Source organism: Nitrososphaera viennensis EN76, assembly GCF_000698785.1.
In the GTDB taxonomy this organism is placed as follows: Archaea; Thermoproteota; Nitrososphaeria; order Nitrososphaerales; family Nitrososphaeraceae; genus Nitrososphaera; species Nitrososphaera viennensis.
In genome coordinates, this window is the sequence record NZ_CP007536.1 from 507,594 (window position 1) to 520,215 (window position 12,622).

Sequence of the window (12,622 nt, forward strand, 5' to 3'; positions counted from 1 at the left end):
ATGGCTGCCGGTGCTTCTATACTTTTTGAGAAATGCCAATACATATTCAGGCGATAGATTGAGGATAGGAAAATAAACCAACAAAAAATAAAGTAAAAAGGCGGAGGTGTATGAGCGCATATACACTCCGGCTTGTCAGTTATGTCATGTCGCTTGAGCGCCGCTACTGCTGCTGGCACTTGCTGCTGTGCTGTTCTGGGCGGCAGCGCCCTGCTGCAATTGCGGCAACTCGGCGCCGAGTTCCTCCAACTGTTCTGGAGTTAGCATCATGCCGTTAATCGGCGTTGGGCCAAAGTGGTTGTCTATCTGCCCGGGATTGACCCATACCGACATGATGTTGTTCTGGAAGTGGAGGTATCCGGGTACATTTTCCGCCATGCCTTCTTCGGTGGTCACGGTCATGGTGCCATTAAAGGCCGTGGTGTTGCTGCCCTGGAATAGCACTTCTGATTGCTTGAAATTGGAGATGTGATGGGTGTGGAACATCGTGCCGTTGGAAAGCAGTACCATGTTTACAACGGCGCTAAAATTTTTCACCGTCGGCTGCGTCTGGTTGTTCCCTCCAAATACCGGCATGTCTGTCACGAGCGCCCAGGAACCTGCCGAAAGCCACAGGGGTGCGCCTGCGTTAGTCATCTGCGTGCTTGTAATGATTCCGGATAGTGTAAAATTGCCAGCAGTTGAAGTGGCATTACCATTGTTGTTTCCTCCAGCCAGAGTCTGTTGTGCATAAGCAGCGGGTAGCGATGCCACCGCCGTCATCAAGGCAGTTGCCGTCGCGAGTCCGGAAGCGGCTACGGACAGCACTGTAGCGAGGAGAAGGTTCCTTGCAATTATCCTTCGTGTCAGATTCATTTGTAATTTCTCGTCATCCAAAGATATACGGATTTAGAACAAGCTTCTGATTTACCAGACATCTTTTTCTTTCCTATAGCGTTTTCATGTACTGCGGATCAGTGCAGGTGGTGGCACATCACGCCGAGGTAGCCGACGAGGCTCACAAAGCTACCAAGCATGAACAGGTGGACGCCAAACAAGAGATTGCTTTTCTGGACGCGTCTTGCAGTCGCCGGGACTTGCGCCATATGCTGTACATTAACGCGGAACATGCGGATAAAGTTTCTAGCTAGTCGTGGTGGTGGTGCATGTCGCCTGCGCGCTCTAGCGCCATCCTTATCTCGTCAAGGCGCCAGCCTATCTCGCTTGCGTTGTCCTGCGACAGGTCCGAGTCCCACCTGTCAAGCAATATCTTTGAAATCTCTGTCGCGTGGTACAGCATTCCCCAGTACGGGTGGTGCTCGGCGGTAGTGTACGCAAGTTCCAGTATCTCGGCAAGGCCGGCAGACGCTTTTTTCAGCGCGTCTGACTTTTCGGTGTAGACCTTGACTATGCCGGCGTCGCGGTCTATGCCGATCTTTGTCATTATGCCGTCCTTTTCAAGGTCGGAAAGCGCGGACTTGACCCGCTCTGCCACCTGCGAAACGTTCCGGTCTGGCTCCTCTGACATTTTATATATGGATTAGCGGGCAGCGTCATCATATTTATTCTTGCAAGCCATCTCTTCTTCTTCTTCTTCTTCTTCTTCTGCATAACCAGGCTTTTTGAGCGTGCATAAATGCATAATTTGAGCACGGCTGTGCATAATCGCGCTTTTTCTCGCCGGCAGACGGCCGGATGCAAACGCCGCAGGCAGGATCGCCATATTGTGTGGCATGTTATATACACATACATGCGGCCGAGCCTTAAAAGAAATAACTATAATGAAAGCCAGGCGCATTTTATAAAGAAATCTGCAATAATCAAGTTACTAGAACTATTTTACCAAGTCCTTAACTATTTCGCGCCGCATTATAGAGCAGTGAATCAGAGTGTCTGACGCGATAGTAAACTGGGAGTCGATAATTCACAAGAACGCAAGGACGAACGACCGCGGGGACGCCGGAAACGTAATCGAAGTGGAAGAAGACACAATAACCCTCGAAAGGGGCCCGACAGCAGAGTACGTGATTCCAAAGTCAAAGGTCGAGGGGTACAACGGCGCAGAAGTCGCCTTGGATATCTCCCTCAAGGAACTCGGGCAGTACAGGAGAAAGTAAAGTAGCAGCCTTCAGAACGGCATTTGAAGTGTGCAGGACTCCATCATGCACGCTGCTGGATGATATAATATTATTATCATCATCATCCAAGTCAATCACTCGAAAACGATTACGCAACTATGCAGCAGCGACATTAATCCATCCGGCGCTTTTTTTGGTGCATTGAGCAGATGCAGTGAAAGCGATCTAGCACATAAAATTATTTGCGACAATCTGTCGTTTATTGACATTATTTGCAAAACTCAAGAAATGTTTCATTTCGTCATTGAGAAAGATAATATTGTATCGCATTTAATTTACAGAGAGTGCCCACCTATCGGGATTTGTGTGATGAGCTCTTGCAACTCGATCACATTCGGTTAGTGGGAGTGGTTGACAGCAGGGGAAAAATCCTCTTTTCGGATTACGGGCATTCAGGCTCTCCGGCGCTGTCAAGGCCTGAAGCAGAAGACCTGTTGTTCCGGGCTGCGGTAAGGATGGGGACGCGCAAGGAATTTGCGGAAAAGTTTGGCGGCATCGTATATTCTCTTACAGAGTACGGGTCTATAGTGCAGTATTCAATACCGCTGGACAGGGATGCCAAGGCATTCCTCTTTGTGCAGACAGCCAAGATGGACGGTCCAGCCCATACGCGTTATATGACAATTGACAAAATACGAGATGTCTTGAAGAAGCACGGATATGGCTGACATCATCGAGCTAGAATTTTCTTTTTGTGCAAAATGCATGTGAATTTTTCACGTTGCTCCCAATCCTGATCCATGTAGATTTCAATAACTGCGCAGATATTAGCTAAAATTGACGGGAGCAAATAATATTATCAAAGATGACAATAAAATAGACGGAAATGCCGGCCGATTCACTGAACGCAAATTTTTCTAAAACAATCGAATCTGTGTTAAGCGGGCTTGGCGAGGAAGCAAGGGAACTCATCCTGAAACACATAAGGGAAAAGTACGGCATGGACGCCGAACAGATACTGCAATACCGCGAGGAGTTTGCCAACTATCTACGCGAGATCATGGGCAATAGCGCAGAAACCATCGTGGAAAAACTGGACGAGGCCATTCCAAAGGCCCAATGCAGTCGCAGAGACGGTCGTGTGGCCAAGCCGCCATCAAGGCTCATGGTAGAGAAGATCCCGACCGGCGTCTTTTTCATAATGTGCGAACATTGCCTTTGGTGTGCCACGCTCCTGAAATACATGCCTAGGCCAAGATGCTACAGCTGCAGCAAAAGAATCCGCGACGCTGTCCCCATTTCAAGCGGAGAGAGCTTTGATGTAAGCATGGATGAAAAAAGAGGCATTACACTTTCATTCTGGTAAAATCACGCTTTCGTTCTGTTAAAAATAACCAGAACAGACACAAACCATGGTAAATAATTGATATATATCTGCAAGACAAATAACATCTGAATTTTGTCAGAATGTTTGCACATACTCGACAGGTTGGGCTACAGCAGGCTCTCCGGTAATGCGGACCAGATCCTGATCGAATCTGTGAGGGACGCCTTGAGAATTTTTGGCGACGCCGCCGGATCGCTTATCTCCATTTTGGCCACAGACAGCGGGCTGTCTGAAAAAGAGCTCCTGCTTGACTACAGGGCCGTCGAAATGTCGCTTAACAGGAGGCTCGGCAAGGATATCGGGAAGATGATAATGGGCCTGATAAAGAAAGAGCTCTTGCGCCACGTCCCCTCGGCAGATTCTGACCAAGACATCGGCGAGATCGTTGACAGGATCCGCATTACAGATGTAGTAAATTTTGTCCGCTCGCGGGAGGGGCACGAGCACGTGCTTTTCCTTTACAAGAATGCAAAGACAAAGGACGAGGTGCTCGCAGAATTTTTCGAGTCTGCCGCCACCACTACCCCAAAAGGCATCCTGTCAGTGTCACCATGCCGCATCCCTTCCACGAACAACATGCTGTATGGCGAGCTTTTGTCCGTAGAACGCTCCAAAGCAATGAGCAAAGCCTTCGACTGGGTTTACACGATACATTCGGTAAACGACTCGAAGAAAGGCACGAGGATAGCCGGAGAGGACGCCTCGTGGTTTTTCAGAAACGGCCTTGAAAACGAATTCACCCAGGGAGAAAGGGCCATTGGAACGCGGGCGGCCGAAAACATTTCCTTTCTCTGCTCTTACGATCTTGCCAAGCTTGACGAAAGGCATCTTGAAACCATCATCCCCTTCCACGGCTTTGTAATTCTTGACGACCCTCCTGCAGTCTACAAGGGCCCAGCGTAAGGACACTGCAAAATCTATCCAGAGAACGTGTGTACTGATGTGTTTTGCTTGGCTAGTTGCCACAGGTGAAGGCCGCAAGGCGAGCCGCATCCCCAGACATCCAGGTACTGTCCGGAATTCTCTTTGGTAAAAAAAAATGCGCCTAGGATCTTCTTCTAGGCGTCACGTCATTAGTTGCCGAAAAGCCGCTGGTGCTCTTCGAGCATGCAGCGGTTGTACACCACCTTGATGCCCTTTTCCTTGGCAAGTTTTTCAGCCTGCTCGTTGTGGATTCCCAGCTGCATCCACACCACCTTGATGCCGGCCTTTTTCACGGCGTCCATCACCACCGGCAGGACGTCGTCTGACGGCCTGAAAACGTCGACGATGTCGATCTGGTCGGGAACGCTTGAAACGTTCGGGTAGGATTTTCTGCCCATTATCTCTGGCGCTGTCGGGTTGACGGGTATCACGTTGTACCCCTGCTCTATCAGGTATTTCGGGACATAGTTTGCCGGCTTGCCGTCGGTCTTGGACATGCCCACCACCGCGATGTTTTTCAGCTTGTAGAATTCCCGGATTTCCGCGTCAGAGAACGAGTCAGTATTCACAATGTGATTTTCGTCCAGATGTTATTTAAACGCAATCAGGAATGCGTCCCCTAGGTCGAAAGATAAAGGGAAGCAGGCCAAGATCATAATAGATGATGAAATCTAGGACACGCTAGTTCAGCTGATGAATTTCTTTGTGAAGTCGATCATGTTTTGTGCAGTCGTCAGATAACTTTGCGCATCTTCGGAGCTTATTTCAAAGGGCTTGCTAAGATATCTCGCTCCGTCAACTAGGCCATGTAGTTTGTTTAGCAGACCTTTGTAGTCTTCATTCGCTCTATTCGCCAGCATTAGAGAATTGTATTTGAGTCTAGTCCAAACGTGAGTCTGCTTCTTAACGTATTCTTGTTCAGAAATGACAAATAACTGAGAGGTTGCTAGCAGTTCCACAGTGCTAAACAAGTTATCTACAAATGATCGCCATAATTTCTTCTCGTAACAATACTTTGCTGCTTCATAGAATTGAATTGCAGCATCCAGTCGTTCTTGAGCTTTTCCCTTATAATGCCTGAAATCGAATTGGATTATCCAATATCCTCTAAATTGAAGCAGGGTTACATGCCCTGCATCAGGGCTATCCTGATCAGTCAAGGTTACTCCTATAATCTCTTCAATTTCGTCTTCAAAGACTTCTTCTTTGAATTGTTTTTTGATGTCTGGTTTTAGTTTTAATTTTGCAATGGCCTTGACTTCATCATTTAGTCTTACTTCAGACGAATTCCTGTTAGGATCAAGAACTATCTGGGCTTTTGTTACTTGATAGTCTTTAGAGATAAGCCCATTTTCGACTCTCCGATTGAGCTCAGGATAGATCCATAGTTGCAAAATGTGATTGAAGAAGGTCTTTGCGCCTTCTTCATCAAGAGTTGGCTTTTGGTTTCCGACTTCAGAAGTCATTTCTTTTCTTTAGTGACTGTTTCTGTTATTCCTCTCTTGTATTCGAAGCCACTTCCTAGTGCTCCAATCTTAACTCCCCATTCTCTCTTCTTTTCTACTACTTTTCGTTTGACTAGAAACTTCTTTCTTGCCTCATTTTCCATGTTGCTTCTGAACGTTCGGTATGCGTCTTGGTTCTGCAGATACCTAAGATCTGTAAGTGATGGATACTTGTTTATGGGAAAACGTCTCCCATTGTTTGTAATCCATTTCATGCGGATGTTATAGAAGAACTTGCATTAATCCATTTTCCGGTGAATCATGCTCGGATTCGTCATTCTAGCATTTCGCGAAGCTCTTCGTATTCTTCTTTTGTGATTTCTCCTTTCGCCAGACGCATCTTTAGAACAAGAAGAGGGCTTTCCCTTGTCTGAACAGTTTCCGTCTTTTGGCCTGCCTGAATGTTTGACGTAGGTGCTGTCTGAGGAGAAGACTTTTCTTGAAGCTTTACTAGCTGATTGTAGAGTTCGGCGGCGAATTCCCTGATAGCCTTTCCTCTAAATGACGTTACGCCAAACCTAGGCGATTGCGGAATCCCATTTTCATCAACATAGGGAATTACTAGGTGATGCTCTTTGCCAGATTCATGAATAAAGCCCGTTCCTCCGAATACTCCATCTACAGGCGAACTGCCAATTCCTGAAACTTGTTGTCGTCTTGTTTTCTCCTCTATACTATAGCTTCCGACATCAATGCTTGCTAATGGAATTATGATGCTCCAGCGTTTAGAGAGATCCTTTTCGTTTTTTGTGAATATAACGTGTTTTTCAGTAAGATAGAGCTTGCCTAATTCTTCCTTTGAGAGGAGCCCACCAGCTAGGTAGGCTTTATGACCTCCATAGTATGAGGCGACTTCTCCCTTTAGAAGAATCTTGCCATATTGTTTGTGAAAGCAAGATACGCAGAGATTATCAGACTTGACAAAGAATGACTGTTCATTCTTCAGGCAAACAGAACAGGGCTTAGAGGGCATTTCGGGAGCTAATTCTTGAATTTCAGAAGTTGTAGTCTGCGTGCTTTCGATCTCCTTAGGCTTTTCGATAGATTTCGTCGAAAGGTTTCCTATCATCAGTCCTATAGTAGTGCTAACTTCATCAAGCTCTTTCCCTACATCAAGAATAAGAGATTCCTGTTTGTCTCCATTAAGAAAGTCGATCTGAAGATATCTACTTTCTGAAGTCTTACGGAGTCCTATTGTAATGATCATCTTCTTTAGGGAAGCTTCATTCTTAGAGACTATCTTGGAGCCTCGGATATCTTTAGATTTGAATGAAATGTAGAGATCATCTTTGCTCTTTTCTTTGTTCTTGAATCTGAAAACTACCTTGTTGATTTGGTCAAAAAGGAGAATCGACAGAAACCCATCCATCTGAACAGGGAGTTGTGAATGTCCTCCTACGTACGTCACTTCGTATTCTTTGATTCCATTCTTGATAGTCTCGAAGCATGAATGACAGAGCTTGCCTTCGAATTCCCAGATCTCTTCAGAATCATGGCTTCTCAGACCTAGCGGTTTATGACATCTTGAACATTCCTTGTCCTTCTCACGAATGTTCTTAATGAAGCTCAATCGGATGCCATATTATATGGCTGGTATTTACCTTTTTTCTAGTTTATCGTCCCGGAACTTTGGGTCGTTGGCAGGCTGCAGTTTTGTAGTTCTTGAACGTTTCCATCTATAGATAAACGGGTAGGCCGCCAATGTGATTATTGCCGCAATCATTGTCCAACTAACGATCTGCACAGTGGTAATAATCTGCTGGAGTTCTGCAAGAGTGACAGTATTAGTTTTGATTTTGATTTCTCTAGTCCAAAAGTGGCTTACTCCGATCAGGAACCTATCATGCCGGGCAGTTTTATTGGCGCGCGGTATGCCTGCACTATCCGGATGTCAGGGTCCGCAGTCACCGTCACAGAAGTCAGGGGCGTCCCTTCAGGCGGATATACCGTTGTTTTATAACCTGGCTCCATCGTGCCGATAAATTCCGTCGCGTTGCCGCCATAGCTGACCATGACGTTTGTAAGGGCAATCTTGCCTGTGTTTGAAAGGACTACGCGGCTGTTTGTAAAAAGAGACTGCTCGTCTTTTAGCGCGTCGACGCTCAGTGAATAGTCTTGGGTAGGTACCTGCGACGCATACATGGCCAGTACTGCGGCGACAACGATGCCACCTGCAATCGCAGCCACAAAGGCGAGCCGCATCTGAGAAGATTTGCTTTATTTAATATTTAAGCGATCATCATTCGCCTTTTATCTGGGCGCGCGTCTTGAAGACCGGCTTTATCCCGAGCGGCGCATAGTTGCCAGTCGAGCAGGTAAAGCACAGCTCTTCTTCCGGCATGCCAATTGCGCTTGCAAGGTTTGCAGTGTCGTTGTACGCGACATAGTCTGCGCCAATCACCCTTGCGACCTTGCCCGCCACCTTTTCGTTTGCCTGCTCTTCTGCGCCGTGCTGGTACGCAATAAGTTCCTCCTGTGACGGAAAGTCGATTCCGGCGTAGCACGGGTAGCGTATGGGCGGGTACGTGACTACGAGGCTTATCCGCCTTGCGCCTGCCGCGCGCAGCGTGCTTATTATCGACGCAGAGCTGGTGCCGCGGACAATGCTGTCGTCCACGACCACCACGTGCTTGCCCTCAATGACTTCCCGTATCGGGATTATGCCCTTGTTTATCTCGACCCTGTCGTTCTGGTACGGCTCGATGAAACTGCGCATCGAGCCCTTCTTGCTGTACCTGTCCTTCAGCAGGCCCTCCTCAAACGGCAGGCCGGATTCCAGCGCATAGCCAAGCGCCGCGGGCCTTGCCGAGTCAGGGACCGGCACAACCACGTCCGCGTCCTGTATCGGGAATTTCTTGGCAAGGAACTGGCCTATCTTTTTCCTTGCCGCGTAGACGTTTATCCCCTCCATGATGCTTGACGGGTGCGCAAAGTATGTGTATTCAAACGCGCAGTGGGCGTGCGGCGTTTCCGTCGCAAACTGCTGGGACTCGACCCCTGCCTTGCCCATCTTGACCAGTTCCCCCGGCTCGACGTCGCGGACAAGCTGCGCCCCGACTGCGGCAAGCGCGCACGACTCCGACGCCACCATGTAGGTGCCAGTTTCCTTGTGAAAGCCAAGGACGAGCGGCCTGAATCCCCGCGTGTCGCGTGCCGCATACACTGAACCTTCGTCGGTGAGAAACGTAAAGCAGAACGAGCCGACCATCTCGCTTTTCAAAATAGACATCGCAGACGCCATGTCGTCCTTTTCGGCGATGTGCATCACCAGGCGCTGGGCGGCAACCAGCGTGTCGCTCATGGTCTGCGGGGTGAACGTGCAGCCGCCCACCATGCCTGAAAGCTGCTCCACGTTTGCTATGGTGCCGTTGTGGGCTATGCACAGGTCCTTGACCTTGAGGGGCTGGGCGTTTTCCAGGTTGCTCTTGCCAAAAGTGGAATAGCGCACGTGGCCGATGGCCGCGCTTGACTTGTATTTGCGCACAATAGCCTGAAAATCAGGCGCGGCCTGCGATACAAGGCCGAGCCTCTTGAACGGGGGCTTGTTCGGGACGGCAATGCCCCACGCCTCCTGGCCGCGGTGCTGCAGCGCGCGCAGCATGTCTATGGCAAACGGTATGACATTGTGTCCGGCAAGCGAAAAGATGCCTACTACGCCGCAGTTTTCATGTACCAATGTTGTTCTTTGTCCCCCAAGCACAAGCAGGCCGAGCAAAAGAAGCCATGCCCATGACCGGCAGTAGATAAACGCCATGCGTTAAAAAACGTATCTTGCTTTCTCTCCTCCTCCTCATCATCATCCCATTATCTTCCCAAGCGATCCAAAGGCGCCTTCCAGTTTTGACAATGGTAGTGAGATCCGAACCTTCTTGCCCTGGGCAAACTCGGCCTTGCCACGCATAGACTTGCCGATCTTGGCAAACTTGACTCCCTCTGACTGCAACAGCTGGGCAACCTGCTCGGGCCTGGTCGTCCCTACAAGGTAGCGCGAGTGCGACTCTGAAAACAAGAGATCGTCAAGCCTAGTGCAGGTGCTTGGGACAGAGTCCAGTTGCACGCGAAAACCAGTGTTTCCTGCAATCGCCATCTCGGCAAGAGCCACCGCAAGGCCGCCCTTGCTGCAGTCATGGGCGCACGACACCAGGCCGTTTCTTATCAGTTTCAGGACGGCAGAGCCGTTTGCCCTGTCGGTTGCAAGGTCGACTGCCGGAAGCAGGCCTCCGGTTATGCCGTGCACGTATTCATAGTATTCCGAGCCTCCCATCTCCGGGCGCGTCTCGCCGATTATGAATACGGACTGGCCGGGGCCAAGCGCCGACTTTGTTATCCATTTTTCGTCGTCGATGAGGCCAATCGTGCCCATCACGGGCGACGGCTTGATGGGCCCCTTGGCCGTCTCGTTGTAAAAGCTGACCTTGCCTCCAACTACCGGAATTTCCATAAAGTTGCAATAGTCGACAATGGCGTTTACCGCTTGCGAAAAGGTCCAGAAGATCTCCGGGTCCTCCGGGCTTCCAAACTGCAGGTGGTCGACCACTCCCGCCGGCTCGGCGCCGGTGCAGATGATGTTTCGGCACCCTTCCGACAGGCAGCCAAGCGTCCCCTGGTACGGGTCGAGGTAGCAGTGCTTCGAGTTGCCGTCCAGTTTTACTGCGGCAAATTTCCCGTTGTCAAGGCGCATCACGGCCGCGTCGGCCGCGCCCGGCTTTGCAACGGTGCGCACGCCCACCTCGTGGTCGTACTGCTGGTAGACCCACCTCTTGCTTGCTATCGTCGGGTTTGAGAGGAGCGCAAGCAGCGTCTTTCCCAGGATTGGCGGCACCTTCTTTGGAGCGCGCACCTTTTTGAGCCGGTCGAGGTACGCCGGCCTCCGTGCGGCCCTGTCTGCAAGGGGCGCATGCGCGACGAGGCTTGAAGGCATGCTTGCAACCACAGAGTCATTGTGCGTTATTACAAGGTCCTGGTGCCCTTCTGCCTTGCCTAGTATCGAGTACCTTATCTCGTACTTGTCAAGGATGGACTGCAAGCCCGGCAGCTTTTCAGAGTCGGTGACGTAGAGCATGCGCTCCTGCGACTCGGATATCATCAATTCTGCCGGCGTCATGCCGGCCTCCCTTGCGTTGACCTCGGACAGCTCGACCTTAAAGCCGCGGCCGAGGTTGTCAGACGTCTCTGACAAACAGCACGAAAGCCCGCCTCCGCCGAGGTCCTTTATCGCCTTGACGCACCCCTGCTGCACGGCCTCCATCGTCGCTTCCAGCAGCAGTTTCTCAAGGAACGGGTCGGGTATCTGCACCGCCGAGCGGTTCTCGGCCTCCAGCGCGCGCGACGCAAACGACGCGCCGTGTATCCCGTCCCTGCCGGTGGAGCCTCCTGCAAGCACGATATAGTCGCCGACTTCGGCGCGGTTTGAAATGACGTCCTCTTTTTTGCCGTGGCCTATAGACGCGACGTCTACAAGGCAGTAATCCTCAAACGACGGGTCAAACTCGATCTCGCCTCCGACCGTAGGTATTCCGATGCAGTTCCCATAGTCTGCGATGCCCTTGACCACGTTCTTGAACAGCCATTTTGACTTTGCCGTCGCCGACGCTGTTGCTGCCGACTTTTTGCTCTTGTTGTTGTTGCCGCCGTCTATTGGCGCAAAGCGCAGCGCGTCAAGCACCGCTATCGGGCGCGTGCCCATCGACATGATGTCGCGTATCACCCCTCCGACTCCTGTTGCAGCACCGCCAAAGGGCTCTACCGCCGACGGGTGGTTGTGGCTTTCAATGTGCACGGTGATGACATAGCCGTCGCCGACGTCGAGCACGCCGGCGTCATAGCCAGGGCCGACAAGGACGCGCTTGCCTTTTGTCGGGAGGAGGCGCAGGAACTTTTTGGACGACTTGTACGAGCAGTGCTCAGACCATTCTGCCCCTACGATGTCCTGCTCGACCTCGTTTGCCTTCCTCTTTAGCTTGCTTTCAAGGTAGGCTAGTTCTTGCTCTGTAAGGACTCCCATATCCTTTCACGCAACCGCCCTTTGCTCTTCTTTTTGAAGATAGCTGGCAAGCGACCTGAAAACCGTGACCGCGTCGTTTGCGCCCGTGGCAGAAAGCAGGCTCTCGCTTGCCCTCTCCGGGTGCGGCATCATGCCCATCACGTTGCCCTGCTCGTTGCATATGGCGGCTATCAGGCCTGTCGAGCCGTTTGGGTCGTCGTTTGAATACTGCAAGACGATCTGGTTCTTTTTCTTCAGCTCTTTCAATATCGCCGAGTCGGCGACGTAGCGGCCCTCGCCGTGCGCGACCGGTATGTCAAACGCCTGTCTTTTTGCAAACTGGCCGGTAAAAGGCGTCTTGTTGTTTTCCACCCTGACCTTGGTCCAGCGGCAGACAAAGCGGAGCGAGTCGTTCATCATGAGCGCGCCCGGCAAAAGTCCGGATTCGACGAGTATCTGAAAGCCGTTGCATATGCCAAGCACAGGCATGCCGTCCTTGGCCATCCGCTTTACCTCCTGCACAATCGGGCTGTGCGCGGCGATGATGCCGGCACGCAGGCGGTCGCCAAACGCAAAGCCGCCCGGGATTATCATGGCGTCATAGCCGGAGATGCGGTCCTTTGTGTGCCAGATAAAGTCGGCCTGAATCCCGACAACCTTGTTCAGGACGTGGTGGACGTCGCGGTCGCAGTTGCTACCGGGGAAAACGGCGATGCCGATCTTCATTCTTCTATTCTTTGAAAAAGACTCGTCGCTGCTCGTATTA

Annotated in this window: 16 protein-coding genes; 4 read left to right on the plus strand and 12 right to left on the minus strand. The window is 50.7% G+C overall.

Features of this window, described 5'->3' with window-relative positions; genetic code table 11:
- Nucleotides 1–144: 144 nt before the first annotated feature.
- From NVIE_RS03030 to NVIE_RS03040, 4 genes are all read right to left on the minus strand, one after another.
- Nucleotides 145–855, minus strand: a complete 711-nt coding sequence (locus NVIE_RS03030) for a hypothetical protein (protein WP_144239444.1) — start codon at nucleotides 853–855, stop codon at nucleotides 145–147.
- A 98-nt stretch (nucleotides 856–953) separates the two neighbouring features.
- Nucleotides 954–1,085, minus strand: a complete 132-nt coding sequence (locus NVIE_RS16035; protein WP_258914156.1) for a hypothetical protein — start codon at nucleotides 1,083–1,085, stop codon at nucleotides 954–956.
- Between the two features lie 41 nt (nucleotides 1,086–1,126).
- Nucleotides 1,127–1,507, minus strand: a complete 381-nt coding sequence (locus NVIE_RS15840) for a hypothetical protein (RefSeq protein WP_084790595.1) — start codon at nucleotides 1,505–1,507, stop codon at nucleotides 1,127–1,129.
- 12 nt (nucleotides 1,508–1,519) lie between these two features.
- A complete protein-coding gene (locus NVIE_RS03040; RefSeq protein ID WP_144239445.1) occupies nucleotides 1,520–1,714 on the minus strand; it encodes a hypothetical protein in 195 nt (64 codons plus the stop codon).
- 154 nt (nucleotides 1,715–1,868) lie between these two features.
- Between NVIE_RS03040 and NVIE_RS03045 the strand changes: the two genes are divergently transcribed.
- The 4 genes from NVIE_RS03045 to NVIE_RS03060 all read left to right on the plus strand — a co-directional run bounded on the left by NVIE_RS03045 (nucleotide 1,869) and on the right by NVIE_RS03060 (nucleotide 4,347).
- Complete coding sequence (locus NVIE_RS03045) at nucleotides 1,869–2,096, plus strand: hypothetical protein (protein ID WP_075053966.1); 228 nt, start codon at nucleotides 1,869–1,871, stop codon at nucleotides 2,094–2,096.
- Nucleotides 2,097–2,464: 368 nt separating this feature from the next.
- On the plus strand, nucleotides 2,465–2,785 hold the full coding sequence (locus NVIE_RS03050; RefSeq protein ID WP_144239446.1) for a hypothetical protein: 321 nt from the start codon (nucleotides 2,465–2,467) through the stop codon (nucleotides 2,783–2,785).
- Between the two features lie 158 nt (nucleotides 2,786–2,943).
- On the plus strand, nucleotides 2,944–3,423 hold the full coding sequence (locus NVIE_RS03055; protein WP_075053968.1) for a hypothetical protein: 480 nt from the start codon (nucleotides 2,944–2,946) through the stop codon (nucleotides 3,421–3,423).
- A gap of 93 nt (nucleotides 3,424–3,516) precedes the next feature.
- Nucleotides 3,517–4,347 (plus strand): hypothetical protein, encoded by an 831-nt coding sequence (locus NVIE_RS03060; RefSeq protein ID WP_144239447.1) that lies wholly within the window; start codon nucleotides 3,517–3,519, stop codon nucleotides 4,345–4,347.
- A 170-nt stretch (nucleotides 4,348–4,517) separates the two neighbouring features.
- Here NVIE_RS03060 and NVIE_RS03065 read toward each other — a convergent pair whose 3' ends face one another.
- From NVIE_RS03065 to purQ, 8 genes are all read right to left on the minus strand, one after another.
- A complete protein-coding gene (locus tag NVIE_RS03065; RefSeq protein ID WP_075053970.1) occupies nucleotides 4,518–4,937 on the minus strand; it encodes a CoA-binding protein in 420 nt (139 codons plus the stop codon).
- Nucleotides 4,938–5,054: 117 nt separating this feature from the next.
- Complete coding sequence (locus NVIE_RS03070; protein WP_075053971.1) at nucleotides 5,055–5,834, minus strand: HEPN domain-containing protein; 780 nt, start codon at nucleotides 5,832–5,834, stop codon at nucleotides 5,055–5,057.
- The gene (locus NVIE_RS03075) at nucleotides 5,831–6,088 is read right to left on the minus strand and encodes a hypothetical protein (protein ID WP_075053972.1); all 258 of its coding nucleotides are present in this window, start codon (nucleotides 6,086–6,088) and stop codon (nucleotides 5,831–5,833) included. Before NVIE_RS03075 ends, NVIE_RS03070 begins: the two co-directional genes overlap by 4 nt.
- A 59-nt stretch (nucleotides 6,089–6,147) precedes the next feature.
- Nucleotides 6,148–7,443: an SHOCT domain-containing protein gene (locus NVIE_RS15180; RefSeq protein WP_075053973.1), complete on the minus strand. Its 1,296-nt coding sequence runs from the start codon at nucleotides 7,441–7,443 to the stop codon at nucleotides 6,148–6,150.
- A 260-nt stretch (nucleotides 7,444–7,703) separates the two neighbouring features.
- The gene (locus tag NVIE_RS03085) at nucleotides 7,704–8,075 is read right to left on the minus strand and encodes a hypothetical protein (protein ID WP_075053974.1); all 372 of its coding nucleotides are present in this window, start codon (nucleotides 8,073–8,075) and stop codon (nucleotides 7,704–7,706) included.
- A 37-nt stretch (nucleotides 8,076–8,112) separates the two neighbouring features.
- Nucleotides 8,113–9,549 (minus strand): amidophosphoribosyltransferase, encoded by a 1,437-nt coding sequence (gene purF, locus NVIE_RS03090; RefSeq protein WP_075055964.1) that lies wholly within the window; start codon nucleotides 9,547–9,549, stop codon nucleotides 8,113–8,115.
- A 120-nt stretch (nucleotides 9,550–9,669) separates the two neighbouring features.
- Entirely contained in the window at nucleotides 9,670–11,877 is a 2,208-nt protein-coding gene (purL, locus tag NVIE_RS03095) for a phosphoribosylformylglycinamidine synthase subunit PurL (RefSeq protein ID WP_075053975.1), read from the minus strand.
- Nucleotides 11,878–11,883: 6 nt separating this feature from the next.
- A complete protein-coding gene (purQ, locus tag NVIE_RS03100; RefSeq protein WP_075053976.1) occupies nucleotides 11,884–12,582 on the minus strand; it encodes a phosphoribosylformylglycinamidine synthase subunit PurQ in 699 nt (232 codons plus the stop codon).
- Nucleotides 12,583–12,622: the final 40 nt, after the last annotated feature.

Coding starts and splice junctions, on each gene's coding strand:
- purQ (WP_075053976.1), bottom strand. CDS start 12,582: ATGAAGATCGGCATCGCCGTTTTCCCCGGTAGCAACTGCGACCGCGAC.
- purL (WP_075053975.1), bottom strand. CDS start 11,877: ATGGGAGTCCTTACAGAGCAAGAACTAGCCTACCTTGAAAGCAAGCTA.
- NVIE_RS03070 (WP_075053971.1), bottom strand. CDS start 5,834: ATGACTTCTGAAGTCGGAAACCAAAAGCCAACTCTTGATGAAGAAGGC.
- NVIE_RS03030 (WP_144239444.1), bottom strand. CDS start 855: ATGAATCTGACACGAAGGATAATTGCAAGGAACCTTCTCCTCGCTACA.
- NVIE_RS16035 (WP_258914156.1), bottom strand. CDS start 1,085: ATGGCGCAAGTCCCGGCGACTGCAAGACGCGTCCAGAAAAGCAATCTC.
- NVIE_RS03085 (WP_075053974.1), bottom strand. CDS start 8,075: ATGCGGCTCGCCTTTGTGGCTGCGATTGCAGGTGGCATCGTTGTCGCC.
- NVIE_RS03075 (WP_075053972.1), bottom strand. CDS start 6,088: ATGAAATGGATTACAAACAATGGGAGACGTTTTCCCATAAACAAGTAT.
- NVIE_RS15840 (WP_084790595.1), bottom strand. CDS start 1,507: ATGTCAGAGGAGCCAGACCGGAACGTTTCGCAGGTGGCAGAGCGGGTC.
- NVIE_RS03040 (WP_144239445.1), bottom strand. CDS start 1,714: ATGCCACACAATATGGCGATCCTGCCTGCGGCGTTTGCATCCGGCCGT.
- NVIE_RS03055 (WP_075053968.1), top strand. CDS start 2,944: ATGCCGGCCGATTCACTGAACGCAAATTTTTCTAAAACAATCGAATCT.